At 46.7% G+C, this 23,415-nt stretch carries 25 protein-coding genes; 12 read left to right on the top strand and 13 right to left on the bottom strand.

Going from position 1 to position 23,415, the window contains the following annotated elements; genetic code table 11:
- Positions 1–3 precede the first annotated feature (3 nt).
- Complete coding sequence (gene rdgB, locus F8L24_RS05390; RefSeq protein ID WP_294952797.1) at positions 4–597, bottom strand: RdgB/HAM1 family non-canonical purine NTP pyrophosphatase; 594 nt, start codon at positions 595–597, stop codon at positions 4–6.
- Between the two features lie 137 nt (positions 598–734).
- On the opposite strand from rdgB, the gene F8L24_RS05395 reads away from it, so the two are divergent.
- Positions 735–2,066, top strand: coding sequence for an MFS transporter (locus F8L24_RS05395; protein WP_294952800.1), 1,332 nt, complete (start codon positions 735–737; stop codon positions 2,064–2,066).
- A 53-nt stretch (positions 2,067–2,119) separates the two neighbouring features.
- On the opposite strand, the gene tkt is transcribed toward F8L24_RS05395, so the two are convergent.
- Positions 2,120–4,108, bottom strand: a complete 1,989-nt coding sequence (tkt, locus tag F8L24_RS05400; protein WP_294952802.1) for a transketolase — start codon at positions 4,106–4,108, stop codon at positions 2,120–2,122.
- 4 nt (positions 4,109–4,112) lie between these two features.
- The gene (locus F8L24_RS05405; RefSeq protein ID WP_294952805.1) at positions 4,113–4,964 is read right to left on the bottom strand and encodes a polyprenyl synthetase family protein; all 852 of its coding nucleotides are present in this window, start codon (positions 4,962–4,964) and stop codon (positions 4,113–4,115) included.
- 92 nt (positions 4,965–5,056) lie between these two features.
- Here F8L24_RS05405 and F8L24_RS05410 point away from each other — a divergent pair, with 92 nt between their 5' ends.
- On the top strand, positions 5,057–5,272 hold the full coding sequence (locus F8L24_RS05410; RefSeq protein ID WP_294952808.1) for a hypothetical protein: 216 nt from the start codon (positions 5,057–5,059) through the stop codon (positions 5,270–5,272).
- Positions 5,253–5,480: a hypothetical protein gene (locus F8L24_RS05415; RefSeq protein ID WP_294952811.1), complete on the top strand. Its 228-nt coding sequence runs from the start codon at positions 5,253–5,255 to the stop codon at positions 5,478–5,480. The genes F8L24_RS05410 and F8L24_RS05415 overlap by 20 nt, the downstream gene beginning before the upstream one ends.
- 36 nt (positions 5,481–5,516) lie before the next feature.
- Here the strand turns inward: F8L24_RS05415 and F8L24_RS05420 are convergent, their stop codons facing one another.
- The 5 genes from F8L24_RS05420 to purN all read right to left on the bottom strand — a co-directional run bounded on the left by F8L24_RS05420 (position 5,517) and on the right by purN (position 8,740).
- Positions 5,517–6,029 (bottom strand): shikimate kinase, encoded by a 513-nt coding sequence (locus tag F8L24_RS05420; protein ID WP_294952814.1) that lies wholly within the window; start codon positions 6,027–6,029, stop codon positions 5,517–5,519.
- An 84-nt stretch (positions 6,030–6,113) separates the two neighbouring features.
- Complete coding sequence (locus tag F8L24_RS05425; RefSeq protein ID WP_294952817.1) at positions 6,114–6,353, bottom strand: hypothetical protein; 240 nt, start codon at positions 6,351–6,353, stop codon at positions 6,114–6,116.
- 161 nt (positions 6,354–6,514) lie between these two features.
- The gene (locus F8L24_RS05430) at positions 6,515–7,840 is read right to left on the bottom strand and encodes an MATE family efflux transporter (RefSeq protein ID WP_294952820.1); all 1,326 of its coding nucleotides are present in this window, start codon (positions 7,838–7,840) and stop codon (positions 6,515–6,517) included.
- Between the two features lie 19 nt (positions 7,841–7,859).
- Entirely contained in the window at positions 7,860–8,183 is a 324-nt protein-coding gene (locus tag F8L24_RS05435) for a hypothetical protein (RefSeq protein ID WP_294952822.1), read from the bottom strand.
- 2 nt (positions 8,184–8,185) lie between these two features.
- The gene (purN, locus tag F8L24_RS05440; RefSeq protein WP_294952825.1) at positions 8,186–8,740 is read right to left on the bottom strand and encodes a phosphoribosylglycinamide formyltransferase; all 555 of its coding nucleotides are present in this window, start codon (positions 8,738–8,740) and stop codon (positions 8,186–8,188) included.
- 751 nt (positions 8,741–9,491) lie between these two features.
- Between purN and cysD the strand changes: the two genes are divergently transcribed.
- The 4 genes from cysD (at position 9,492) to cysC (F8L24_RS05460) (ending at position 13,275) form a co-directional block, all read left to right on the top strand.
- Positions 9,492–10,403, top strand: a complete 912-nt coding sequence (gene cysD / locus F8L24_RS05445) for a sulfate adenylyltransferase subunit CysD (protein WP_294952828.1) — start codon at positions 9,492–9,494, stop codon at positions 10,401–10,403.
- Between the two features lie 31 nt (positions 10,404–10,434).
- Complete coding sequence (gene cysN / locus F8L24_RS05450; protein WP_294952829.1) at positions 10,435–11,901, top strand: sulfate adenylyltransferase subunit CysN; 1,467 nt, start codon at positions 10,435–10,437, stop codon at positions 11,899–11,901.
- 83 nt (positions 11,902–11,984) lie between these two features.
- On the top strand, positions 11,985–12,683 hold the full coding sequence (gene cysC, locus F8L24_RS05455; protein WP_294952831.1) for an adenylyl-sulfate kinase: 699 nt from the start codon (positions 11,985–11,987) through the stop codon (positions 12,681–12,683).
- Complete coding sequence (cysC, locus tag F8L24_RS05460) at positions 12,673–13,275, top strand: adenylyl-sulfate kinase (RefSeq protein ID WP_294952834.1); 603 nt, start codon at positions 12,673–12,675, stop codon at positions 13,273–13,275. The genes cysC (F8L24_RS05455) and cysC (F8L24_RS05460) overlap by 11 nt, the downstream gene beginning before the upstream one ends.
- A gap of 635 nt (positions 13,276–13,910) precedes the next feature.
- Here cysC (F8L24_RS05460) and F8L24_RS05465 read toward each other — a convergent pair.
- The 5 genes from F8L24_RS05465 to F8L24_RS05485 all read right to left on the bottom strand — a co-directional run bounded on the left by F8L24_RS05465 (position 13,911) and on the right by F8L24_RS05485 (position 18,663).
- The gene (locus tag F8L24_RS05465) at positions 13,911–14,108 is read right to left on the bottom strand and encodes a hypothetical protein (RefSeq protein WP_294952837.1); all 198 of its coding nucleotides are present in this window, start codon (positions 14,106–14,108) and stop codon (positions 13,911–13,913) included.
- Between the two features lie 311 nt (positions 14,109–14,419).
- Complete coding sequence (locus F8L24_RS05470) at positions 14,420–14,644, bottom strand: hypothetical protein (RefSeq protein ID WP_294952839.1); 225 nt, start codon at positions 14,642–14,644, stop codon at positions 14,420–14,422.
- A complete protein-coding gene (locus F8L24_RS05475) occupies positions 14,626–15,531 on the bottom strand; it encodes a beta-1,6-N-acetylglucosaminyltransferase (protein WP_294952842.1) in 906 nt (301 codons plus the stop codon). Before F8L24_RS05475 ends, F8L24_RS05470 begins: the two co-directional genes overlap by 19 nt.
- Positions 15,521–16,519 (bottom strand): sulfotransferase domain-containing protein, encoded by a 999-nt coding sequence (locus tag F8L24_RS05480; protein WP_294952845.1) that lies wholly within the window; start codon positions 16,517–16,519, stop codon positions 15,521–15,523. Before F8L24_RS05480 ends, F8L24_RS05475 begins: the two co-directional genes overlap by 11 nt.
- A 734-nt stretch (positions 16,520–17,253) precedes the next feature.
- Entirely contained in the window at positions 17,254–18,663 is a 1,410-nt protein-coding gene (locus F8L24_RS05485; protein ID WP_294952848.1) for an NAD(P)H-hydrate dehydratase, read from the bottom strand.
- A 196-nt stretch (positions 18,664–18,859) separates the two neighbouring features.
- Between F8L24_RS05485 and rpsU the strand changes: the two genes are divergently transcribed.
- The 5 genes from rpsU (at position 18,860) to F8L24_RS05510 (ending at position 23,340) form a co-directional block, all read left to right on the top strand.
- Positions 18,860–19,072 carry a 30S ribosomal protein S21 gene (rpsU, locus tag F8L24_RS05490; protein WP_011979849.1) on the top strand — a complete coding sequence of 71 codons (213 nt, stop codon included), beginning with the start codon at positions 18,860–18,862 and terminating at the stop codon, positions 19,070–19,072.
- A 137-nt stretch (positions 19,073–19,209) separates the two neighbouring features.
- On the top strand, positions 19,210–20,376 hold the full coding sequence (gene purT, locus F8L24_RS05495; protein ID WP_294952851.1) for a formate-dependent phosphoribosylglycinamide formyltransferase: 1,167 nt from the start codon (positions 19,210–19,212) through the stop codon (positions 20,374–20,376).
- A 37-nt stretch (positions 20,377–20,413) separates the two neighbouring features.
- Positions 20,414–20,782: a secondary thiamine-phosphate synthase enzyme YjbQ gene (locus F8L24_RS05500; protein WP_294952854.1), complete on the top strand. Its 369-nt coding sequence runs from the start codon at positions 20,414–20,416 to the stop codon at positions 20,780–20,782.
- Positions 20,783–20,784: 2 nt separating this feature from the next.
- Positions 20,785–21,726, top strand: coding sequence for a D-2-hydroxyacid dehydrogenase (locus tag F8L24_RS05505; protein ID WP_294952857.1), 942 nt, complete (start codon positions 20,785–20,787; stop codon positions 21,724–21,726).
- Between the two features lie 3 nt (positions 21,727–21,729).
- A complete protein-coding gene (locus F8L24_RS05510; RefSeq protein WP_294952860.1) occupies positions 21,730–23,340 on the top strand; it encodes an FAD-dependent oxidoreductase in 1,611 nt (536 codons plus the stop codon).
- The last annotated feature ends 75 nt before the right edge of the window (positions 23,341–23,415 follow it).

Consider the following 23,415-nt stretch of genomic DNA (forward strand, 5'->3'; position numbering starts at 1 on the left):
TCGTCATGATTTATTCTTCAGCATTCTGATAATAGGTTTTGCCAAAGCCAATGCCTTGCTGCGGTGTGAAATTTCAGCCTTGACATCAGCGTCAAGTTCACCAAGGGTTTTGTCAAAACCTTTTGGGATGAATATCGGATCATATCCGAAACCTTTGTCTCCACGGGGCGCATCGATGACATCTCCATGCATCCATCCATGAACCACGTATTCACCGTAACGCGAAACAATGGCAATAGCAGCAGTGTAGTAGGCCGGGGTCGATTTCAGTCCTTTTTCTCTGAGTACCTCAATCAGTTTGTACAGATTCTCTTTGTCGCTTGCTTCTTCTCCTGCATAACGTGCAGAATAAATACCCGGTGCACCGTCAAGTACCGGCAGCGAAATACCCGAATCATCTGAAATCACCAGGAAGTCATCTCCGAGTTTTTCGTAAATCGTACGTGCCTTAATGAGTGCATTCTGTGCAAAAGTGATACCGTCTTCTACAATGTCCAATGTGCCGAGAAGCTCCGAAAATGCCGTGACCTCATCTTCGCACATTTGTCTGAATTCACGCAGTTTGCCCTTGTTTCCCGTTGCTAAAACCAGTTTCATCCGTAATTAACCTTGTTTGTCTATAATGATAATCAAAAATAATGTGGCCGAACATCTGTTCAGCTGTACATACCGGGGTGCATTCCATCCCCTCTATTCTGAATGAAAAGCCATTTTACCCTATTGGAGATATTAAGATGATTAAACAGATTATGCCTTTGAGCCTTATTGTAGCACTGCGTTTCTTCGGGCTTTTCATTGTCCTTCCTGTGCTTTCCATTTATGCACTTCATATGGAAGGAGCGACACCCTTTCTTGCCGGACTGGTCGTCGGAGGATATGCTCTGACACAGGCACTTTTTCAAGTACCTTTCGGCTTGATGAGCGACAAGATAGGCCGTAAGAAAACCCTGCTTTTCGGACTTCTTATCTTCATTGCCGGTTCAGTTATCGCCGCAATGAGCCATACTATCTATATGCTGCTTGCCGGCCGTTTTCTCCAGGGTGCCGGAGCCATCGGGTCCGTTGTCTCTGCCATGATTGCCGACCTCGTAAAGGAAGAGCAGCGGGCACATGCTATGGCTGTTATGGGCGGAACGATCGCCATAAGTTTTGCTGCCGCAATGATCATTGCCCCTGTTGTCGGCGGACACTGGGGTATCGATACACTTTTCTGGCTGACCGCTATTCTCTCTGTTATGGCAATAGGCATTCTTTTCACAGCAGTTCCCCAGCCGCCCAAGATCGTACACAGTTATGCCGAAGAGGAATCAAAAATGCTTGATGTGTTTAAAGACAAAGCTCTGACACGAATGTACATCACGTTTCTTTTTCACTCTTCCATCATGACAATGGCATTTTTCATCATTCCTCTTGTCATGACGCAAAGTGTACAGGACGGAGGTTTCGGCTGGGACAAAGCAGCACTCTGGAAAGTGTACCTGCCTGCCATGGTCTTCGGACTGCTTGCCATGGGTCCGGCCGCAGTTTTCGGAGAAAAGTATGGCAAGGGACGGGAAGTTTTTATGATCTCAGTCGGCATTATTCTGCTGGGCTTCCTTGCCATGGGATTTGCTTCGACACCGTGGGTTTTCATTCTGGGGGTAGTATGCTTCTTCATCGGATTCAATATGTTTGAACCGCTGCTGCAAAGTTTTGTCGCCAAATTTGCCAAAGTACACCAGAAAGGGGCTGCACTGGGGGTAGCCAATACTTTCGCCTATGTGGGCATCTTTTTCGGCGGCCTGCTTGCCGGGTACCTGATGCAGCATTTCGACAGAGCCGTCCTTGCCGTTGCGGTGGCACTGATCGCTGCTGTCTGGTTTATTTGGGTTGCCACCATGCCCAACCCCAATAACCGGGGGAATGTCTATCTTCCGCTGGATATTTTCGACAGAGAAAAAGTTGCCTCACTGACGGACCATCCGGCCATCGTCGAAAGTTATATCAATGAAACCGAAAATATTGCTGTAGTCAAGTATGAAAAAGAAGTGATCGATGAAGATGAAGTACGAGGGCTTTTAAGCTGACTGCTACAGACTATCCTGCCAAGAGACAGTCTGCTGCATGAAGTGGCAGAGCGTTATACCTTACAGACACCCAGCTCTATGTATCTGTATTCTGCACCTACAAGTCCACAGGCTCTTTTTGTAATATTCTGCACCGTAAATCCGAATTTTTCGAAAAGCAGGTCGGCAGGTGCGGAGGCACCAAAACTTTCCATCCCGAGTACATCATCTGCATACCGGTAGTATTCTGTTGCGGTAGCCGCTTCGACTGCAAGTACTGTTGTGGCAGGGTCTATGACAGTTTCTCTGTATGTGTTATCCTGCTCGTTGAAGAGATCGAGGCAGGGAACAGAGACGACATTGGCTTTGACACCCAGTGCATCGAGGTGACAGGCTGCCTGCAGGCACGGCATCAGTTCCGAACCCGAAGCCATCAGTGTCACGGTCGCTCCTTCTCTCTTTTTGACAATGTAGGCACCTCTGCTCACTTCGCCAAAATCTCTTTTTGGTTTGAGCGTCTTAAGCTTCTGGCGGGAAAGTACGAATCCGTGCGGTGCTTTCATGGTCAGCGCTGTCTTCCATGCTTCCACATTCTCTGTCGCATCTGCCGGTCTCCAGACATAGAAGTTCGGCAGGGCCCTGAACTGGCTTAAATGCTCTATGGGTTCGTGTGTCGGGCCGTCTTCTCCCACACCGATGCTGTCATGCGTCCAGACAAAGAAGTTCTGAATACTAGTCAGTGCCGCTATACGTGCCGCAGGCTTGAGGTAGTCGGAAAAGACAAAGAAGGTGGCATTGAACGGCATGGTCGTACCGTAAAGTGCCATTGCATTGGTAATAGCCGCCATAGAGTGCTCACGTATACCGAAATGCAGATTCTTGCCTTTGGGGAAATTACCCATCTCTTTAAGTTCTGTCTTGTTTGAAGGTGCAAGATCTGCCGAACCTCCAAGAAAGGAAGGTACAGCTTTGGCAATGGCATTAAGGATCTTGCCGTTTGAATCTCTTGTTGCTACCGCCTTGTCTTCGGAAAAATCCGGGTACTCAATGGCAGAAATATCCGGATTCAGCAATCTTTCCAAGGCTTTATTCTGTTCGATAAGCGGTGCCTCTTTCTGTCTGTGTATCCATTCTTTTTCAGCCAGTTCACCCTGTTCGACGGCACATCTGAACCGCAAAAGCACATCTTCGGGAATCTGGAAAGTCTTATCGGGATCAAACCCTTCTCTGGCCTTGGATTCCGCAATGATCTTTTCGCCAAGCGGTGCCCCGTGTGTATGATGTGTTCCTTCAAGTTCGCACGCACCTTTGCCAATGATCGTATTGGCAATAATGATCGTCGGTCTGTCCGCGGATCGTACTTCGGTCAGTGCCTTGTCAATGTCATCGTAGCAGTGTCCGTTGACTTTCATAACGTTCCAGTTCTGCGCTTCAAAACGTTTGGCTACATTTTCACTCCAGGCAAGAGACGTATCACCTTCGATCGTAATTTCATTTGAATCATAAATAAGTACCAGGTCTTTTAATCCCAGGTGCCCGGCCAAGGCACACGCTTCATAGGAAATCCCTTCTTCCAGATCACCGTCACCGCAGAGGCAGTACACTTTGTGGTCGATGAGCTCGCAGGTTTCGGAGTTGACCTGGTTTGCCGTATAGGCTTCCGCCATGGCGAAACCAACAGCATTGGCAACACCCTGTCCCAACGGACCCGTTGTGATCTCTATACCGTCCGTATGCCCGTACTCAGGATGCCCCGGTGTGTTGGAACCCAGTTGGCGGAACGCCTTCAGATCATCGAGACTTACCTTATATCCCCAGAGGTGAAGAAGAGAGTAAATGAGTCCCGTGGCATGTCCTCCCGAAAAGACCAGACGGTCACGGTTCAGCCATTTCGGATTTTTAGGGTTGTGGGAAAGGTGTTCCGAGAGCACCACTGCAACATCTGCCAGTCCCATGGGGGCACCCGGGTGTCCTGAGTTTGCTTTTTGTACCATATCTGCTGCCAGAAAACGGATAGTATTCGCCATTTTTTTGCGCATTTGATTCTGCTCGGTCATTGCCATAAGGTTATCCTTTGTGTCTATATAAATATTTGTTCATCAATGGTTGTAAGGCTATTTGCAGCTTCTCATCAAAGTCTTCAAATCGTCTTTGCAAATCTTTTGCCAGAGTGTCTGCCTGAACAACAGTCTCTTCCAGTCCCAAAAGATTGACAAAGCTATTTTTGTCGGTATCGTTTCCCGTGGTCTTTCCCGCTTCTTCTTCACTCTGTGTTTCGTCTATGATGTCATCCTGAATTTGGAAAAGAAGACCGAGATCGATACCGAAAGCATAAAGCTTGTCCTGTATTTCCCTGTCAAGCCCGGCGATCACTGCCCCCATTTGCAGACTGACCGCTATCAACTTGGCTGTTTTATTGGTATGCAGCATTTTGATCTGCCCAATGTCAAGCGGTTTATTTTCAAAATAGCAGTCGATCGCCTGCCCGAGTACCATACCCCTGCTTCCCCCGTCACGGGCAAGCAGTTCAACCAGCCTGATCTTTACATCATCCCGCAGCGGAGCCTTGGCTATGAGGTAAAAGGCATCGGAATTGAGGGCATCTCCTGCCAGGATGGCTGTCACTTCGTCAAAACGTTTATGCAGGGTTTGATGTCCGCGGCGGAGGTCGGCATTGTCCATGGCGGGGAGGTCATCGTGTATCAGAGAATAAGTATGGAACATTTCAAGTGCGAGTGCCGCAGGAAGTGCAGAATCGTAGAGCATGGGTTCATACACATCGACAATACTCAGCAGCAGCATGGGACGGAAACGTTTGCCGCCCGCCTGAAGCATGGCACCCAGTGCTTTTTCATACACCGGGTGAAACGTGCTTACTTGGGGTAGGTTACGGGATAGATAGGCTTCAAATCTCTGCATTGATTCTCTTAAAATTTAATTGATAAAATTATATCTAATTTCGATAAAATAAGCCTATGGAAAACAAACAATTGCTTATAATGATAAAATGGATGAAGCGTATCTTGGCGGTAACCGCTGTAGGTACCTGGCTCTATGTAATGCTCACCTTTCTGAAAGACCCGGCACCATTTTCCGAACTTGTCCCCTATTGTATGGGGAGTACCATGCTGATCTTCGGTATACTGACCGGTCTTTTCAAAGGACTTGAATATTGGGAAGCACACACCCTGAAAAAGGATACTATCAATGAAAAAAAAGACAGTTAAACACACAACGATGCTGAATATGAAAGGGGTTTTGATCCTGGTTTCTTTTGGCATATGGGTTACACTGATGATGGAGATCAAAGAGAATTTCAATTCTCTCAAAGACACGATCATCGCTTACGGCAGCAATACACTCTTTGTCATTATCGGTGCCTATATCGCACTTGTTGTTCTTGGACTGTTTGTAGAAGGAAATTCTGCGGAATAGAGGGACGCAACAAGCGTCCGGAAAAAGAAAACAGGCCTATATTTTGCATTTCCCGGCGATCTTTTCAAGCTGCTCATCCAACGTAAGCGTAGCCACATCTATGATTACATCTGCCACTTTTTTGTAAGCTTTTTCTCTCTCTTTGTAAAGTGCTTTTGCTTGTTTCACATCAGAAAAGAGCGGTCGTTTGGCCAGCTTTGACTTGGCGTTCTTTGCTGTTTTCAAACGGTTGTGTATCCATTCAAAGGACGCATCCAGCAATACAACGGTACCCAGCTTCTTCAGATTGTTCACTTTGTAAAAGCCGCCTCCGCAGGAAATGAGCGTACCCGTCACACACTGCTCTATCCAGTCTGCCGTCTGCTGCTCGCATTTACGGAAGTATGCTTCGCCTTTCTTTTCAAAGATCTTTTTGACTTCTTTGTTCTCTTTGGACTCTATGAGATCATCCGTATCGATGTTGTAAACTCCGTATTTTCTGGCAAAAGCACGGGCTGTTGTACCCTTGCCTACTCCCATAAATCCTATTAAAATAATATTTTTTTTCATATTTTCTTCAATGATTTGTTTTTGCTGCTGCAAGGACGGCGAAAAGAAGTGCCTGTGGTGCACGACACCCTCTCCCCTTCATTGCTATACCATGTTATAGCGGTCAATGATCTTTTTAAGTCGTTTTCGCAGATTTTTGATTGCATCTTCCGCACTTTCCCCCTCGGCGATCAATGATTCAAATTCGTCAAACTGAATCTTGGCTACCCAGCCGATCTTTGTATGTTTTTTGATGCCGACGAAACGTACTTCCCCAAAATGTTCTTTTGCCATCCTGTAGACACGTTCGATCCGCTCATCAAGACTTTTTACTTCTTTTCTCATAGGCTGTTCCTTTATAAGTTTGTAATTAAGGGGACCTCTAATAATAGGTGATGTTGTGGGTATCACCTATTATTAGATGCCCCTTAAAATGCAATTATAGCACAGGTAAAACACAAAAACCGTTACCTGCAGCAAAAAATTGCAGCATAAACCGGTCTGTACTATACTTTGACCTTTTGCCATTCTCCCTTTTCAAATGTCTTCCAAAGCCAGACAGCCCGGACAAAAGTATCGAAGATCACAGCAAAGTAGACAAAAAGAATACTGTGAAAATACCAGCTGAGCAAAAACCCGGGAATGATTCGTACCAGCCAGAGCGAAACCAGGTTGATCTTCAGGGTTTTTTTACTGTCTCCCGCACCCCTGAGTGCACCGGAGAGCACAAAGTTAAATGCCAGAGGGATTTGTGATACCCCAACGATCCGCAGGTAAAGACTCGCTTCTTTTATGGTTGCCTGGTCATTGGTGAAGAGCCAGACGATCTTTTCGGGCATAAATATCATGAAAAAAGAAAGTATGAACATAAAACCTGAGGTATATTTGAGCACAAGCAGTACATCTTCTTTCGCCTGTTGCGGATTTTTGGCTCCCAGTCCCTGCCCCATCAGAGCCATCGCTGCGATCGTAAAACCGATACCGGGCATAAAAGCCAAACCTTCTACCCTCAGCCCTATCTGGTAACCGGCAAGTACTGCGGTACCGTAATGGGCAATGATCACGGTAAAGAGCATGAAAGACCCGAAGGTCAAAGCACGTTCTACAGATGCGGGGAAACCTACTTTCAAGGCACGCATCAGCAGAGCTCTCGAATGGTACCACAGCGGAATATACGGTGTTTTGTGGCGCCAGTACAACACGACATAGACACAAAACTCGATCATGTTGACAATGACTGTACCCACAGCCGCTCCGAGTACACCAAGTTCCGGGAAACCGTATTTACCGAAGATCAGGAGGTAGTTTAATATCACATTCAGCAAAATAGAGGAAATTTTGACATACATCGGCGTTTTGGTATCGCCTGCCGAATTGAGCGCCGCAACGAATACGAGTTTCATAAAAACAAAAGGCATCATCCAGGTCAGTGTCTGCACATAATCTTTTCCCAAGGTAACCACTTCGGGTGCGGTACCGAACCAGACATAAATGTGCGATGCCAGGAAATACCAGAGCACCATGACAGGCAGACTCAGAAAAAAGGCAAAGCGCAGCAGGGTTGAAAGGCCTATGGAGGCACGCTTCATGCGTCGGGCACCTACAAAACGCGACAGAAGTGCGGATGTACCCACGTTCAGCAGTGTAAGCACGGCAAAAACAAACATCAGCGACTGCAAACCAAGCCCTACTGCCGCTACCGCAAAAGCAGAAATACGCCCTACCATGATCAAGTCTGTGATCACTTGAAGCATATCAAGCAGCGAGTTAATGGCCGCAGGAATGGAAAGTCTGAGTATTTTCTGATGCCTGGAAGGAAAATATCGTAACAAGACAGCTCTTTTTGGCGAATTATACTCTTATCAACTGAGAAAGGAAAGCGTACAATGCCACGATGATCACAGAAGCCCAACCCAGCATCCAGCCTGTCGCACGCAGCCTTTTCCCCGCACGGAACATTTTGCGGGTTTTGTAAAGAACGACAGGATAGACGATCAGGGCAAGTACCACAGGCATATAGGCCATGAAGGTCAGATGATACCGGGCGACCGCCAGTTTCACTGCGACCAGCGAAGTGTAGACAAATCCATACACGATCAGAAGCAGGAAGAGCTGTACGGCAACAAAGGCAAAATAGGTACCCTGCCTGTTGGTTTTATCGTTGTAGTACTGCATGGCTACAACACTCTTCTGATCGCTTCGACAAGTGCCTCTTTTTCAGTCTGGCGTATCTTCCTGTCGTACGCTTCGAGAGTCAAACCTTCTTTAGAAATTTCTTTCTGCAGAATGATCTCACCGGCATCCAGTTCAGAGGTGACCCAGTGGACTGAAACCCCGCCGGTATCGTGTGCATCATGGTAGCTTTTTTCTATGGCATGAAGTCCTTTGTGTCTCGGGAGCAGGGACGGATGCAGGTTGACAGCCTTGACATTTTCTGTAAACACCGGTGTCAAGATACGCATAAACCCTGCCAACACGGTAAGATCGGGAGCATAGCGCTGCAGCCGCTCCACAACCTCCCTGTCGAATGCTTTTCTGCTGTCATAGACTTTTGAATCGACGATCTCCAGAGGAATACCTGCTTCCTTTGCCACTTCAATGCCTCCGGCAGCTGGGTTGTTTGTCAGAGCTACGACAACTTCCGCTTCATCCGGGTGTAAAGCTTTGACAATATGGGAAAAGTTCGATCCTTTTCCACTGAAAAGCACCGCTATTCTTTTACACTCTTTCATCTATCTGCCTGTTGTATGTTTTTAGAGATAGATGCCAGGTGACAATGACAACTCATCCTATACTCCTCTTAATCACGCCATATATTGCCTGTTGTGATATTCCCAACACTTTAGCAATGCTGTGCTGAGAGTAGCCTTTGTTTATGGTTTTGAGTATCTGTTGTTGCGTGCTTTTATGTCAACCGTGTTTTCAAACATTTTTTCAAGTCTTTGTATCACCGTTGGGTGCGCCTATGGGTGAAAAAGCTTTTCTACAACTCTTGAAGCTCTGTGCAGTGTCAACAGGACGAGTCAGGAAGGCATCTTTGTCTTCGTTGTAATGTTCCACTATCCATGCATGCTATAGACAATGGATTCTATTTATTTTACTTTATGTAACGCATGAGTTTATAGGAAGTACGCATTATCTGTGACATACCACGACTTAAACTTTCCCTGCCACAAATAATCTCTATACATTTATTCTTTTTGTTACAGTAGATAGAGTAGCCTATATTGAGTTCTATGCCTGGTCTTTTTGCCATCATGTACTCCTTAGGTGGAGTATGACATCACAGATTAAGTTATCATTGTTACCTGAGCCCTATCCTCTTTTCTTTGCCCCCCTTTTCTTCTTTTTTCTTTAGTATTTGATTACTGATTCTCTTGAACATGTATCTCTATGAAATCTCTATTTCGAGATTTGGGAAATGGAAGCCGAAGTTGCAAAGGAGGTTTAGGGTAAAATATCATAAAAAACAGGTGCTTTTTTATGATTGAACCTCATAGTCTCACTCATCTCAAACAGCTCGAAGCCGAGTCGGTCCATATTTTGCGCGAAGTCGCCGCCGAATTCTCCAATCCCGTGATGATGTACTCCATGGGCAAGGATTCATCGGTGATGCTGCACCTGGCTATGAAAGCGTTTGCACCGGGGAAACCGCCGTTTCCAATGCTGCATGTCGATACGCTCTGGAAATTCAATGAGATGATCGAATTTCGTGACTACCGGGCACAAGAGCTTGGGTTCGACCTTGTCGTGCACTCGAATCCCAACGGCATTGAAATGGACATCAGCCCTTTTGCTCACGGCAGCAAGGTGCACACGGATATCATGAAGACCGAAGCGCTCAAACAGGCATTGAAGCTAGGCGGCTACGATGCTGTGATCGGCGGGGCGCGCCGTGACGAGGAGAAATCGCGCGCCAAGGAGCGTATCTTTTCGTTTCGCGACAAGCAGCACCGCTGGGACCCGAAAAATCAGCGTCCCGAACTGTGGAACGTCTACAACACCCAGATCAAGAAAGGCGAAAGCGTAAGGGTCTTCCCTATCTCCAACTGGACCGAACTCGATATCTGGCAGTATATTTACTTGGAGCATATCCCCATCCCATCACTCTATTTCGCCAAAGAACGCCCGGTCATCGAATACGAAGGTACCAAGATTATGGTCGATGATGACCGTGTGCCCGAGGAACTGAGAGCCAAGGCAAAGAACGAGATGGTGCGTTTCAGAACATTGGGCTGCTACCCACTCACGGGTGCTATTAACTCGACCGCAAGCACCCTGCCCGAGATCATTCGCGAGATGATGCTTTCCAGCAGCAGCGAACGCGAAGGCCGCCTGATCGACAAGGATCAAGAAGGCGCGATGGAGAAGAAAAAAATCGAAGGATATTTTTAAAATGTTGGATCTTGAATGAAAGAGGTGCCGTATGTCTGTAGACAATAAGACCTCTACTGATATAGAGGTTTATCTCAAAGAACACGAAAATAAAGACATGCTCCGCTTTCTGACCTGCGGATCGGTCGACGATGGCAAAAGTACATTGATCGGACGGCTGCTGTATGACAGCAAGGTGATCTTCGAGGACCAGCTGGCGGCTGCCGAGAGTGAGAGCAAGAAGTACGGTACAACCGGAGAGAAGATCGATATGGCCCTGCTGGTCGATGGGCTTCAGAGCGAGCGGGAGCAGGGGATCACCATTGATGTCGCTTACCGTTTTTTCGCCACCGACAAGCGTAAGTACATCATTGCCGATACCCCCGGCCATGAGCAATATACCCGTAATATGGTCACAGGTGCCAGCACCTCCGATGTTGCTATTATTTTGATCGATGCATGCAAGGGGATCCTCACCCAGACCCGCCGCCATACCTATATCGTCAACCTGCTGGGTATCCGCCACATTATTGTCGCTGTCAACAAGATGGATCTTGTCGATTTCGACGAGTCACGCTTCAACGAGATCGAAACCGCCTACGCGCAAGAAGTACTCGACCGGTTACCAACGGCCAATAATCAAGGACCAACGACCTATTATATCCCCATGAGTGCCCTCGATGGCGACAATGTTGTTGACAAAAGCAACCGCACTCCGTGGTACAAGGGAAAACCTCTCCTTGAACTTCTGGATACTATCGACCTTTGGAGCATGGAGCCTAGGGTACGGAACACGGAACACTTCCGCTTCCCTGTCCAGTACGTCAACCGCCCCAATCTCGATTTCCGTGGCTTCTGTGGTACGATTGCTTTGGGAAGCGTCGGCGTCGGCGATGAGATCACGGTGCTGCCGTCAGGGAAAATGACTAAAGTCAAAAGTATCATCAACGCCGGTAATATCACTGAAGCCAATCGCAATGTTATGAGCAAAGAAGCTTTTGCCCCAATGGCTGTAACGATTACCACCGAGGACGAAGTCGATATCAGCCGTGGCGATATAATCGTGCACAGCCGCGATCTGCCGCGCGTCTCAAATGCGCTCAAGGCGATGGTCGTCTGGATGGACGAAAAGCCGATGCAGCCGGGGCAGACATTTGACATCAAGTATGCTACAAGCATGATGCCGGGTCATTTTGAGCATATCAACTACAAGGTTGATGTCAATACATACGAACGAGAAACGGTGAGCGAATTGCATCTAAACGATATCGCTTCATGCAAGCTTGTACTTTCTCGCCCTGTCGCTGCCGACCGCTACATCGATAACCGCCAAACCGGTAGCTTCATTATCATCGACCGTATCACGAACAATACCGTGGGGGCGGGGATGATCGTCGATGTCGCGGCACGCGATGGTGAAACGATTACCGCGGGTACGCGCGAATATACCAAGGCGGAAAAGGCACTTAATGCCTATATTCGCGAGCACTTTCCGGAATGGAGGTGCAGGCCGTGTTGAGATCAGGGCTCAGGGTCCCGGATTCAGGATTCAGGCAAAGGAACATTGTCATTTTCCCGAACCCTAATTCAAAAGTCCTTTGAATGTTTAAAGAGACGAACACCCGCTCCATCGTCAAGGGCATCAGCTGGCGTATTGTCGAAATGACGATGACGACGATTATCATCGTCTATGTCTTTTTCGGTCGGCTCGATCTGGCGATTGCGGCGGGATTGCTTGAGATGGTACTCAAAGTGGGATTGTACTGGAGGAAAAAAAGGATCGAGCCGTTCAATTTTTGGTTCACTGGGCTGCCGCTCTCGGGCAAGACGACTATCACAGACAAGGTCTACGCTGAACTAGGAAAACTGCATATCCCCCTCGAGCGGATCGGCTCCAAGGATATCCGAGAACTGATCCCCGGCATTGGGTTCAGCCGCAAAGAGCGCAACCGTCATATGCACCGCATCGGCAACCTGATCCGAACCCTGCAAAAAAACTCTATCTCTACCGTCGCTTCATTCGTTTCTCCCTACCGTGAATCACCTAAGGCGATCCGAGAGATGGTCAAAAACAACATTATCGTCTATGTCAAAGCCGATATCGAAACCTGCAAGGCCCGTGATTACAAAGGGCTTTACGCCAAAGCCATGGCGGGCGAACTGCAGAATTTTTCAGACATTAACGATGTTTACGAAGAGCCGCAGCACACCGAGATCGTGATGGATACGGATAGGATCAGCGCCAATGAAGCAGTGCAGATTATCGTCCAATATGTAGTAAAGAGGCATTATGTCAAATAAGAATATCGTCTGGCATGACCATCATGTCAGCAAACAGGAGCGCTCGACAATCAAAGGTCAACAACCATGCATTCTCTGGTTTACGGGACTGAGCGGATCGGGCAAAAGTACCGTTGCCAACGCGGTCGAAACGAAACTTTTGCAGTTACAAAAGCACACCTACCTGCTTGACGGCGACAATATTCGCCATGGACTGAACAAAGGACTCGGTTTTTCCAAGGAAGACCGCATTGAGAATATCCGTCGTATCGGGGAAGTGGCCAAGCTTTTTGTCGATGCCGGGACGATCGTGCTGACAGCGTTTATTGCGCCGTTTCAAAGCAACCGAAATTGGGTACGAAAGCTTCTAAAAGACGGCGAGTTTATCGAGATCTTTGTCGATACACCGCTGGCAATCTGCGAGCAGCGCGACCCAAAAGGACTCTACAAAAAAGCCCGCGCCGGCGAGATACTGAACTTCACGGGAATCGATTCGCCCTACGAAGTGCCGAAAAACCCCGAGATCCATATCGTTAACCATGACATCTCTGTCGAAAATGCCGCACAACAGGTCATGGATTACTTAAAAACAAAAGGATATCTCAATGCTTGAAAAGATCGATATCTTACTGCCGGTATACGATAGAAAACAGACAGACCGTGCAACAATACTGCATGTTTTCAATGAAACAATACACTTATCATACGCCTGCTGCACCCGTTTCAAATTTTCCGTATCAAGTGTAATTTCGACATAATCACTTTTCCCCCGCTCAACTTTCCCCAAGCGGATTTTGTCAGAAGGGTCGCCATAACCTTTTCCCCCATATACTTAAAAAGATGATATTCGGATGAAAAAGACTGATCCAAACCCAGAAACTACTGTACAGACTGAAGAACTGTTTCCGAATCATCCATGATTAAATTTGCATCGACAAATAGTGCACGCTTTTCTAACATTTGTGCTATTCCTACAAGATGGTGAAGCTGATCGCAGTAATAATCAACCACCTCATCCTCACACATGGGCTTCTTTGTTTTTGTTAGGTTTTTTCCCATATGTAAGATACTTCGGATCGTTGCTTCCGGAGATCTAACGATAATAATGACATACACATCCGGCCGAAACAGTATTTTTTTGCCACTACAACAATACGGATAATACAGCACTTTGTTTAGCAAAAATTGGTGCTGTTCAGGACAGAGTCCTTCCTGTTCAAGACGCAAAAACAGATGCCACAGGTCTATCTATCCAGTATAGGCCTGTGCATTTCCGCATATTGCTTTATGCGAACCGAGCAAATGTGAAAAAAGTGTCGAGTAACTACGCATATGCCCTAGAAGCAAAAGGTATTTTTTTCTTTTCCACATTGCCGGTTTCATTGCAAACTTTATTGCCGTTCCAAAAGTTCTCATCATCACTTTTCTCTGTATTACAACAAACATTTGAACCCTCTGAAAAATCCAAAGAATTCATCTAACTTCAAATATTATAGCATCTAACTCAACTTTCGCACATAGATTCCAATAAAATAATGAAGGCTTTTTTATAGAACTTGACAATGATACTGAATATGCACTAAAAAATATATAAAAAACCAATTCTCTCAGTTCTTAGAGAGATTAAGGTTGAAACTATTCTCAAGCAAAGTAATTTTTGTCCAGCTCTTTTATTCTCCATATGTTGTGCTCCGCTCTAAAGCCCAAAAGTGACAGCATCTGAATTTCTACACTGTTTCCACTACATCCCATCCACTCTAACATCCCCGTTTCAATTCAACATTGTTGAAAAACTGTTCATCCTTTTGTATCCAGCTAACCTGCTTATGATAAGTGCGATAGGGAAGAAGTACTTTCTGAATATTGGCAAATGTATGCGAAAGAATATCTTCAATCGCCTCGGCAACATGCGCTTCCACATTGTATACTGGTATGACAACAGAGATGGCAGGAGTATTTTTTATCAGTACTTCCCCAAACATCGGTCGATTTTCTGAAGCAGTATCGCTGATGACTCTTCATCGAATTTTCGTGCGAACAATGCCTCAGAGCGGTAAAGTTTTTCATAATCATCTTCTGTCAATATCTTTGGCGATCTTCCGTCATTGGAACATAAACACCAATCAATATAATGAGCACCGAACAGGGTCGGATCCATCAGTTGCCTGGCTTCAAAATCATGTGAAATCCTATCGGCGAAAGGAGTACTTTTAAGCATAGAAGCAAAAAAAATCTCATCCGGGCAATTAACATAACGATGGAACTGCGTATATGCCGGATTTTTTTCAAGAAAATCCAATATAAAACTTATGGCCCTACGCGAGAGCGCCCACCACTGCGAACCATGATACAAAGCGATGCCGTCATATGGCCTGCGATGGAACCTTCCTGAAAGACGAAACGATTTCAATATAGGATTGTCCGGAAAGAAAAAATGCTCTATATTATGCGAGTGCGTGTCGCTTTGATGATCTGAAAGCATACGGTCAATACGTATGTATTCAATATCTTCTGCCAAAGCAGTACGCATATCTGCTTGCGATTTTAACAGATAATCCGACCCGCTCAACAGGCAAAAACGTCCGAACTGCAGAGGAGATTGCCATGCCGTTTCGACCAGCCGCAATGTCGCTTTAAGCATATTGAAGCCACCCCAATTGATCTTGAACCGATTCCTGTCTGTCAAAAAGTGAACGTTTTCACCTTTAACAGTTGCTTTTTTTCGAAACCAACTGAGGTCAGTCTGTTTATCGACATGGATGAAAAAATGGTGGCGGGGATCATCCAGCATCCGAACTAGACGTCCTGTGTGTTCCGGCTGATGATGCGCCAAAAGCAAAAACGCGATCGTCATTTCATTATTGGTCATGGCAACGCTTTTCGAACAGGATCCGAAGCATTTCGGAATGTGGCAGGCCATTGGCATCATAAAGTTCATCTAGACCAAACGTTTCTAAAATGTGACGGCCTTTTTCCAGTACGTCCGGCTGTATCTCGTTTTTCCAACTCTCAATAGGCGACATTCCACGCATAAAAGTACTTGTTTTACCAGACACTTTGCTTAGCTTTTTTAGCTGCTGCATAACGGTGTCAGCTATTTCCGTCACAGGCTCATCCTGCAAAAAGGTGAAAAGGTTTTTCAACTCCGTCTCTGGATGCATATAAAGCTCTTCATAAAAGACAATATAAACATCTTTTTCCTGAAACTGCCGAAAAAAGACATAGTGGACAATAGACCATATCAGAATCTGTTTCAATATATAATCGTCTTCACATGCTTCAATTATCGCCACGAAAGGGGACAGATGATCTTCGACTAATTCTCTGTTCTCCAAAAATGCTGTGGGCTCTGTCATCCAGTGCCAACCGCGCTTGTGGTATTTCGACAATGCAACAGCAAATGGATTGCGTATCAGCAGAACGACTTTAATATCAGGCCGGTCATGTTTGACTTTCGCTGCAAGCAGCGTTGCAAAAATATCTTTCACTAACAGTCCACGATACCAATACCCTGTATTATCCTCATTAACCCGGTCATCCAGTACCCGTCCACTGAACACCTTATCGATCACCGAATCCAATGGATTCTTTTCATCATGGCAGCGAATATAATGATGCATTTGAAAAGGTGGCCTCAGTCTCCACGGATGAAACGGTTCGAACAGCTCACGATATCGTTTATCCCAGTTGATCAGGTTTGACACCCATGTTGTTCCGCTTCTACCATCACCGATTAACCAGACAGTGCGACAATAATTTCCGAAAATTCCATTGAGCAAAAATGTTACTTTTCTCAAATGCTTTCTTAGTGAAAAAACATTCATGCCGGATAATGGGAACAGGCTACTTTTATCCATCTTTCCTAGATCTTCCTCTCTGATTTAGTATAAATAGCATACCATATTTGATGGCAATTTCTACTTGCCACTTCTCATTACCTAGTGGAGTCTGTCTATTAACTGAGTTACGTATAATGTGTAACTCTCTTTCTATCAACGAACCATAATCCCAGTCTCGAGCATGTTTTACACGTTTTGCTCTTAAAGCATTGGCTTCTATATATCATAATAAGTGCGAGATAGTAACCCTCTTTTTCTACCATGAAGCTTTTATTATATCCTCCTTGCCAGCTATGTCCTGAGGTTTTATTTTTCTTATGATAGTAACGTACATGCGAAATCATCACTCATTGCATCAGTCTACTGATTAGACTATTTACTTCTTTAGATATACGGCAGTAGGCATGTATCTTTACATTTTCTCTTTTACTTGCTTTTTCAAGCAATTCAAGAAAATATTCATAATCTTCCCTATCATCAAAGACTTGCATTCACATATTTCCTCTATTGACACTATGGTAAACACCTCCTGCTGTCTCTCCTCTTGGTATACGTAGCATTTTGCATCCTTTACTTTGGGGGGGGAACACCATAGCAAAAGTTAAAGAAAAAGTAGCCTGTCCCCTTTATTTTTGTCCCCTTTATTTTCCTTTATTTTTTGACAATATAGGCAAAGTTCGAACCTTTGCCGCTGAACAGTACGGCTATTTTTTTCATGATGCTATTGTATCCAATCCCCGGTTACAGCGTCCCTACAGCGCTTCAAGTTTTTCTATTTCTGCCATAATATCTGTCGGAAGCATTGCATAGGAAGCACCCGGATATCTCTCTGAGGCGATCGTCAGTGCCAAGGAAGCCTGTATGGCAGCATCTACTCCGGTATAACCCTGGGCAAGCAGAGAAACAATCAGACCCGAGAGTACATCTCCGCTGCCTCCTTTGCTCAGTTTTGCATTGCCAAGAGGATTGATATAGCATTTTTCCTCCTGCATGACAAGCGTATTGGCACCTTTTAGAAGGAGCGTGACATGGGGGTACTTTGCATTGAATTTTTGTACGGTGCCGAAACGGTCTCTCTGAATTTGGGAAACCGTTAACACTTCTCCCGTCAGCCGCTCCCATAACGCACTGAATTCTTTGGGATGCGGCGTAATGACGATCTCCCTCTCTTTTTGTTCCAGGATCGACAACAGTACTGTCGAATAGAAACTGTCTGCATCCAAAACAATGGGAAGATGGCTCTGCACCACACAGTCTTGAAGGAATTCACCCTCAAAATGATTCCCCAGGCCCATACCTACGGCAAGTGCCGTACAGTTTTTCGGCACGACCGTGGCATGCATAAGATATGGAGGAGGCGTGACCTTCTGATGTACTATCAGTGTTGTCAGCCCTGCGCCGAATCTGCTGGCTGCGGTACCCGCAATAATCCCGGCACCTTCTTTTTCTCCGCAGAAAATACCTGCATGGCCAAAATCTCCTTTATGGGCAGCACGTACTGTTCTCGTTGGCAGTTTCATATCGGAAGCTTCAAGCACAAAGGTATTGCTCTCATCTTCATAGTGTTCGGAACTCACACCAAGATCGACACGCAGCACTTCACCTATATCATCTTTGCTTTCATCTACGTAGAGCAATGCTTTCAGTGCACCCATGGTCACAGTCAGATCTGCATGAAAAGCAAAAGGAGACAGCAAGCCGTTCTTATCTACTCCGGTCGGAATGTCACAGGCGATCTTGAAACCTTTCAGGCTGTTCATTTTATGCACTGTTTTCTGTGTCTTTTCATCCATCGCCCTATTCAGCCCTGCCCCGAAAATGGCATCGACGATCACATCGGCATCCCGCAGCTCCTTCGTTACCGTCAGTCCCAGGGCTTCTGCTCTTTGAAGCTGCAGTTTTGCCATTTCGGACTTGACAGCAAAAGGCAAAGCCAAGGTGACAGCATAGGCACCGTAAAGCTGGCGTCCAAGAGCGATACCGTCCGCTCCGTTGTTCCCCGCACCTGAAACGATCAGCACGGAAGCACCCTTTTCAAAATGCCTTTTAATGTAAGCGGCCATACCTTCCGCCGCATGTTCCATCAAAATATCTTCCGTCAGTCCATACTGTTCATAACAGCGCTTGTCCAACGCGTAACAAGAGTTAAATACTTTCTGCATTGCTGATTCCTCCACTAAGGTTTTCTTTTTTTATCTTACCATAAATTTATTTCGATATAATCCGCTTCATATTTATTGACTCACTCTACACGAAGAACATTCTGAGCCGGATCGGCGAAGCTTCAGTGAGAGGAATTGTAACGGGACTTGGTTCCGGTGCAAGGAGAATTTACAATAAGAGAGGGGGTGCTTTTCGATGCCAGGAATTAAACTGACTCCACGTGACTCTTTTGATGATGCTTACAGAAAATTCAAAAGACAAAGTGACAGAAACCTTATCGTAACTGAAGCGAGAGCTAGACAGCATTACGAGACTAAGACTGAAAAGAGAAAGAAAGAGAAGATCGCAACTCGCAAGAAGATCCTCAAGAAACTCTTCATGCTTAGAAGATACGAGTCCAGACTGTAACCGGTCTTCGGCAGAGCTTCGGCTCTGTCACTCACTACTGCTTTTTAACACAAACCGCATAAAACATTTCACAACTCATTACATCTTATCTAACTTTTCGCTAAAATAAACCCAATTATTTTTCAAAAGGTTTTCCTATGACATTTACAGCCCCTCTCCAAAAAGACTCCATCAAGATCATGCTGCTTGGTTCGGGTGAACTGGGTAAAGAAGTGACCATCGAAGCCCAGAGGCTCGGTATCGAAGTCGTCACTGTCGACAAATATGAGAATGCACCGGCCCATCTCGTTGCCAACCGTTCTTATGCTATTGATATGCAGGATGAAGCCTCGGTCATTGAAATTATTGAAAAAGAACAGCCGACGTACATTCTTCCCGAAGTAGAAGCCATTTCAATCTCTGCACTTTTTGAAGCAGAAAAAAGAGGGTACCGCGTGATCCCCAATGCAGAAGCGGTCAATAAAACGATGAACCGCAAAAACATTCGTGTCTTTGCGGCGGAAGAACTCTGTCTTAAAACCAGCGGCTATGAATTCGTCACTACCCTGGAAGGCTTGGAAGCGGCAGCGGAACGCATCGGTTTTCCCTGTGTTGTCAAGCCGGTAATGAGTTCTTCCGGACACGGACAGAGTATCGCCCGGACACCGGACGACATAGAGAAATCCTGGGAGATCGCCAAGGAAGCCAGAGGAGATGCCAGCGAACTGATCGTGGAAGAGTTCGTTCCTTTTGATTACGAGATCACACTTTTAACCATACGCAACGAAACGGGAACCGTCTTCTGTGAACCCATAGGACACGTACAGAAAGACGGTGATTTCATTCTTTCCTGGCAGCCTATGCAGATGACTCCCTCAGCACTCAAAAAAGCACAGGAGATCGCCAAAGCGGTCACAGACGGTCTCGGTGGCCGCGGTATCTTCGGTGTGGAATTCTTCGTTAAAGATGACGAGGTCTACTTCTCCGAACTTTCACCCCGCCCGCACGATACAGGAATGGTGACACTGATCACACAGAGCCAGAGCGAATTTGCCCTGCATGTCAGGGCCGTACTCGGCCTTCCGCTTGACTTCACTTTCTACGGTGCCGGTGCCTGCGGTGCTTACAAAGCAAAAAATGAAAGTCACAAGCCGGTGCTTGATATTCCGGATGATGCCTTTAGCCAAAACAGCTTTGTCAGGGTTTTCGGCAAGCCGGAATCCCATGTGGGAAGACGTATGGCCGTCAGTCTTGTCCTTGACAGCGATGTGGAAAGAGCCAAAACCAGAGCTGCACAGATCGTTTCACAGATCGATGACCACTAAACAGTATGCACTCACCCTTCCGCCTTCAGGCAGGGGGATGCACCTTATCACCCAAAAGATAGACGATCTGCTCGACGGGTCCGTTCAGGCAGGGCTTGTCCATCTTTTTTTACAGCATACCTCGGCCAGTTTATGCCTCAGCGAAAATGCGGACCCGAGTGTACGCAGTGACGCAGAGCATTTCCTCAACGACCTTGTCCCCGAAACATATCCGAAATTCCGCCATACCTATGAAGGTGCCGACGATATGCCGTCCCATTTGAAAAATATGCTGCTTGGCACTTCTCTTACCATTCCCGTAGGGAACGGAAGACTGTTGCTCGGAACCTGGCAGGGCATTTACCTTTTTGAACACAGGGACAATGCCAGAAGCAGAACCATTATCATGACATTACAAGGAGAATAGGCATGCCAAAACAGATCGTTATACTGGACACTGAAACCTTAGGAAGAGATCTTGACCTCAGCGTACTCGAACAGTTCGGAGAGGTAACCGCCTACACCACCACTACCGCAGATGAAACACTTTCCCGCATTCAGAATGCCGATATCGTCATCAGCAACAAAGTGGTACTCACAGAAGAAACGATGCGGCAGTGCCCCTCTCTGGAACTCATCTGCATCGCTGCAACCGGCACGAACAATGTCGACCTTGATGGGGCCAAAAAACTAAATATCGCAGTCAAAAATGTTGCAGGATACTCCACACAGTCGGTTGTCCAGCACACTTTTGCCATGCTTTTCTACCTCCTTGAGCATATGGATTATTATCATCATGTCGTACAAAGCGGCCTGTGGAGTATGTCCGGCCTCTTTACCGATGTTTCACGTCCTTTTCATGAGCTCTCCGGCAAAAAATGGGGTATCATCGGAATGGGCAGTATCGGACAGGAGGTTGCCAGGGTCGCAACGGCTTTTGGCGCACATGTAGGGTACTACTCGACCAGCGGGCAGAACACAGAACATCCCTACCTGAACCAGCCGCTTGATGTCCTGCTCTCCACCAGTGATATTATTTCCATACATGCCCCGCTCAACGACAAAACCTATGCACTTGTCAACGAAACAAACCTGCCGCTTCTCAGAGACAAAGCGATCCTTCTCAACCTTGGCCGGGGAGGGATCATCAATGAAACAGACCTGGCATATGAACTGGACAGAAGAGAGATTTACGCAGGCCTGGACGTACTGGAGAAAGAACCGTTCGATCCCGACAACAGACTGAACGGCGTAGTACACAAAGAGCGTCTGCTGATCACACCGCATATTGCATGGAGCAGTATTGAAGCACGGCGTAAGCTTTTAGCAGGTATTGTCAGCAATATTGAAACATATTTAAACAAGGGTTAATAGATGATTGATGTACTTATCATAGGTTCCGGAGGGGCAGGACTTTCTGCCGCGCTTGCCGCCAAAGAGGCAGGTGCTTCCGTACTGGTCGCAGGGAAGATGTACCCGACGAATTCACAGACTTCCATGGCGCAGGGAGGCATGAATGCCGCACTCGGCAACGTAGAAGAGGACCATATCGCCCTGCATATACAGGACACCGTCAAGTCCGCCCATGGACTCTGCGATGAAGATATGGTACGGCAGATGTGCGGGGACGCACCCCGGACCGTAGAGTGGCTGGAGAGCATCGGTGTACCTTTCTCCCGACTGAATAGCGATACACAGGGTATCAAAACCATTGCACAGAGACAGATGGGCGGCGCATCGGCCAAACGTGCCTGCTATGCCCAGGATTATACCGGACTGAAGATCCTGCACACCCTTTACGATACCTGCCTGAAAGAAGGGATTAAATTTATAGATGAGCACTATCTGCTGAACCTCATCGTTGACGGGGGTCTGACTCCCGACCAGACCGCCAAAGGTGCCACTTTCCTCAACATACGTACCGGCAGGGTCAGGCAAATCGATGCCAAATCCGTTGTCATGGCGACGGGAGGCTACGGCAGTATTTACCACGGTTTCACCACCAACATGTACGGTGCTACCGGTGATGGGATCGCTGCGGTATTACGGGCCGGCGGTGCACTCAGCGATATGGAGTTCATACAGTTTCACCCTACCGCGCTCAAGCACTCCTGTATACTCATTTCAGAGAGTGCAAGAGGGGAAGGCGGATACCTGCTCAATGAGGACGGTGAACGTTTTATCGATGAGCTCAAGCCGCGCGACGAAGTGGCACGGGCGATATTCGCACAAATGAAAGAAGGCAGGAGGGTTTTCCTTGATGTACGACATCTCGGAGAAAAGAAACTGATGGAACTGCTTCCCCAGGAAGTCGAATTATGCAAAATGCACGAGCATGTTGACCCTTCACGCGAGCTCATTCCCATTAAACCGGTCGCGCACTATTCTATGGGCGGGATCGATGTCGATTATGCACTGGAAGTGAATGGTATCAAAGGATGTTTTGCCGCAGGAGAATGTTCCAATGCCAAAGTACACGGGGCAAACCGCCTTGGGGGGAACTCTCTGCTTGAAATTACCGCTTTTGGGCGCTTTGCCGGCGAGAATGCTTCCAAACATGCGCTCTATGCCAGTTCCAAACCGGCAGACGATTCACAGCGGAAAAGAGACGAAGCAGAAATCGAATCGCTTTTCACACAGGAGAGCAGTGAGAGTTTTTACACCTATAGAGAAATGCTTGGTGAACTCTTCTATGAGAAAGTGGGTATCGTCAGGAACAATGTACAGCTGAATGAAGCGCTTGAAGAGGTCATCGCCATGCAGGTAGCCCAAAAGAGAATGGGCATCAGCGACAAAAGCAGAAGCAACAACCAGAACCTCATCGAATTCCTCGAATTCAAAAGTGCCCTGCTTCTGGCACCTGCCGTCATTTCAGCGGCCATTGCCCGTGATGAAAGCCGCGGGGCCCACTACAAAATCGGGTTTGAAGAAGAGAATGATGCGTTCAAGAAACATCTTGTGATGCAATGGAAGAAGGAGGTATGATGATCACTTTTTTACCGCCGCGTAGGGTGCTGTCCCCCGACAGCACCGATCAAACAATCTACCAAAGGGTGGTGG

Origin of the sequence: Sulfurovum sp. (genome assembly GCF_015493435.1) — a bacterium.
Classification (GTDB): domain Bacteria; phylum Campylobacterota; class Campylobacteria; order Campylobacterales; family Sulfurovaceae; genus Sulfurovum.

Excerpts from the sequence above, each read along its gene's own strand:
- cysC (WP_294952831.1), top strand. The coding sequence starts at position 11,985 with ATGTTTAAAGAGACGAACACCCGCTCCATCGTCAAGGGCATCAGCTGG.
- F8L24_RS05420 (WP_294952814.1), bottom strand. The coding sequence starts at position 6,029 with ATGAAAAAAAATATTATTTTAATAGGATTTATGGGAGTAGGCAAGGGT.
- purN (WP_294952825.1), bottom strand. The coding sequence starts at position 8,740 with ATGAAAGAGTGTAAAAGAATAGCGGTGCTTTTCAGTGGAAAAGGATCG.
- F8L24_RS05485 (WP_294952848.1), bottom strand. The coding sequence starts at position 18,663 with ATGCAGAAAGTATTTAACTCTTGTTACGCGTTGGACAAGCGCTGTTAT.
- F8L24_RS05465 (WP_294952837.1), bottom strand. The coding sequence starts at position 14,108 with ATGTTTGTTGTAATACAGAGAAAAGTGATGATGAGAACTTTTGGAACG.
- F8L24_RS05510 (WP_294952860.1), top strand. The coding sequence starts at position 21,730 with ATGATTGATGTACTTATCATAGGTTCCGGAGGGGCAGGACTTTCTGCC.
- F8L24_RS05500 (WP_294952854.1), top strand. The coding sequence starts at position 20,414 with ATGCACCTTATCACCCAAAAGATAGACGATCTGCTCGACGGGTCCGTT.
- cysC (WP_294952834.1), top strand. The coding sequence starts at position 12,673 with ATGTCAAATAAGAATATCGTCTGGCATGACCATCATGTCAGCAAACAG.
- cysN (WP_294952829.1), top strand. The coding sequence starts at position 10,435 with ATGTCTGTAGACAATAAGACCTCTACTGATATAGAGGTTTATCTCAAA.
- F8L24_RS05410 (WP_294952808.1), top strand. The coding sequence starts at position 5,057 with ATGAAGCGTATCTTGGCGGTAACCGCTGTAGGTACCTGGCTCTATGTA.
- cysD (WP_294952828.1), top strand. The coding sequence starts at position 9,492 with ATGATTGAACCTCATAGTCTCACTCATCTCAAACAGCTCGAAGCCGAG.
- F8L24_RS05505 (WP_294952857.1), top strand. The coding sequence starts at position 20,785 with ATGCCAAAACAGATCGTTATACTGGACACTGAAACCTTAGGAAGAGAT.
- F8L24_RS05435 (WP_294952822.1), bottom strand. The coding sequence starts at position 8,183 with ATGCAGTACTACAACGATAAAACCAACAGGCAGGGTACCTATTTTGCC.
- F8L24_RS05470 (WP_294952839.1), bottom strand. The coding sequence starts at position 14,644 with ATGTTTGGGGAAGTACTGATAAAAAATACTCCTGCCATCTCTGTTGTC.
- F8L24_RS05480 (WP_294952845.1), bottom strand. The coding sequence starts at position 16,519 with ATGGATAAAAGTAGCCTGTTCCCATTATCCGGCATGAATGTTTTTTCA.
- rpsU (WP_011979849.1), top strand. The coding sequence starts at position 18,860 with ATGCCAGGAATTAAACTGACTCCACGTGACTCTTTTGATGATGCTTAC.
- F8L24_RS05425 (WP_294952817.1), bottom strand. The coding sequence starts at position 6,353 with ATGAGAAAAGAAGTAAAAAGTCTTGATGAGCGGATCGAACGTGTCTAC.
- F8L24_RS05405 (WP_294952805.1), bottom strand. The coding sequence starts at position 4,964 with ATGCAGAGATTTGAAGCCTATCTATCCCGTAACCTACCCCAAGTAAGC.
- tkt (WP_294952802.1), bottom strand. The coding sequence starts at position 4,108 with ATGGCAATGACCGAGCAGAATCAAATGCGCAAAAAAATGGCGAATACT.
- purT (WP_294952851.1), top strand. The coding sequence starts at position 19,210 with ATGACATTTACAGCCCCTCTCCAAAAAGACTCCATCAAGATCATGCTG.
- F8L24_RS05475 (WP_294952842.1), bottom strand. The coding sequence starts at position 15,531 with ATGACCAATAATGAAATGACGATCGCGTTTTTGCTTTTGGCGCATCAT.
- F8L24_RS05415 (WP_294952811.1), top strand. The coding sequence starts at position 5,253 with ATGAAAAAAAAGACAGTTAAACACACAACGATGCTGAATATGAAAGGG.
- F8L24_RS05395 (WP_294952800.1), top strand. The coding sequence starts at position 735 with ATGATTAAACAGATTATGCCTTTGAGCCTTATTGTAGCACTGCGTTTC.
- rdgB (WP_294952797.1), bottom strand. The coding sequence starts at position 597 with ATGAAACTGGTTTTAGCAACGGGAAACAAGGGCAAACTGCGTGAATTC.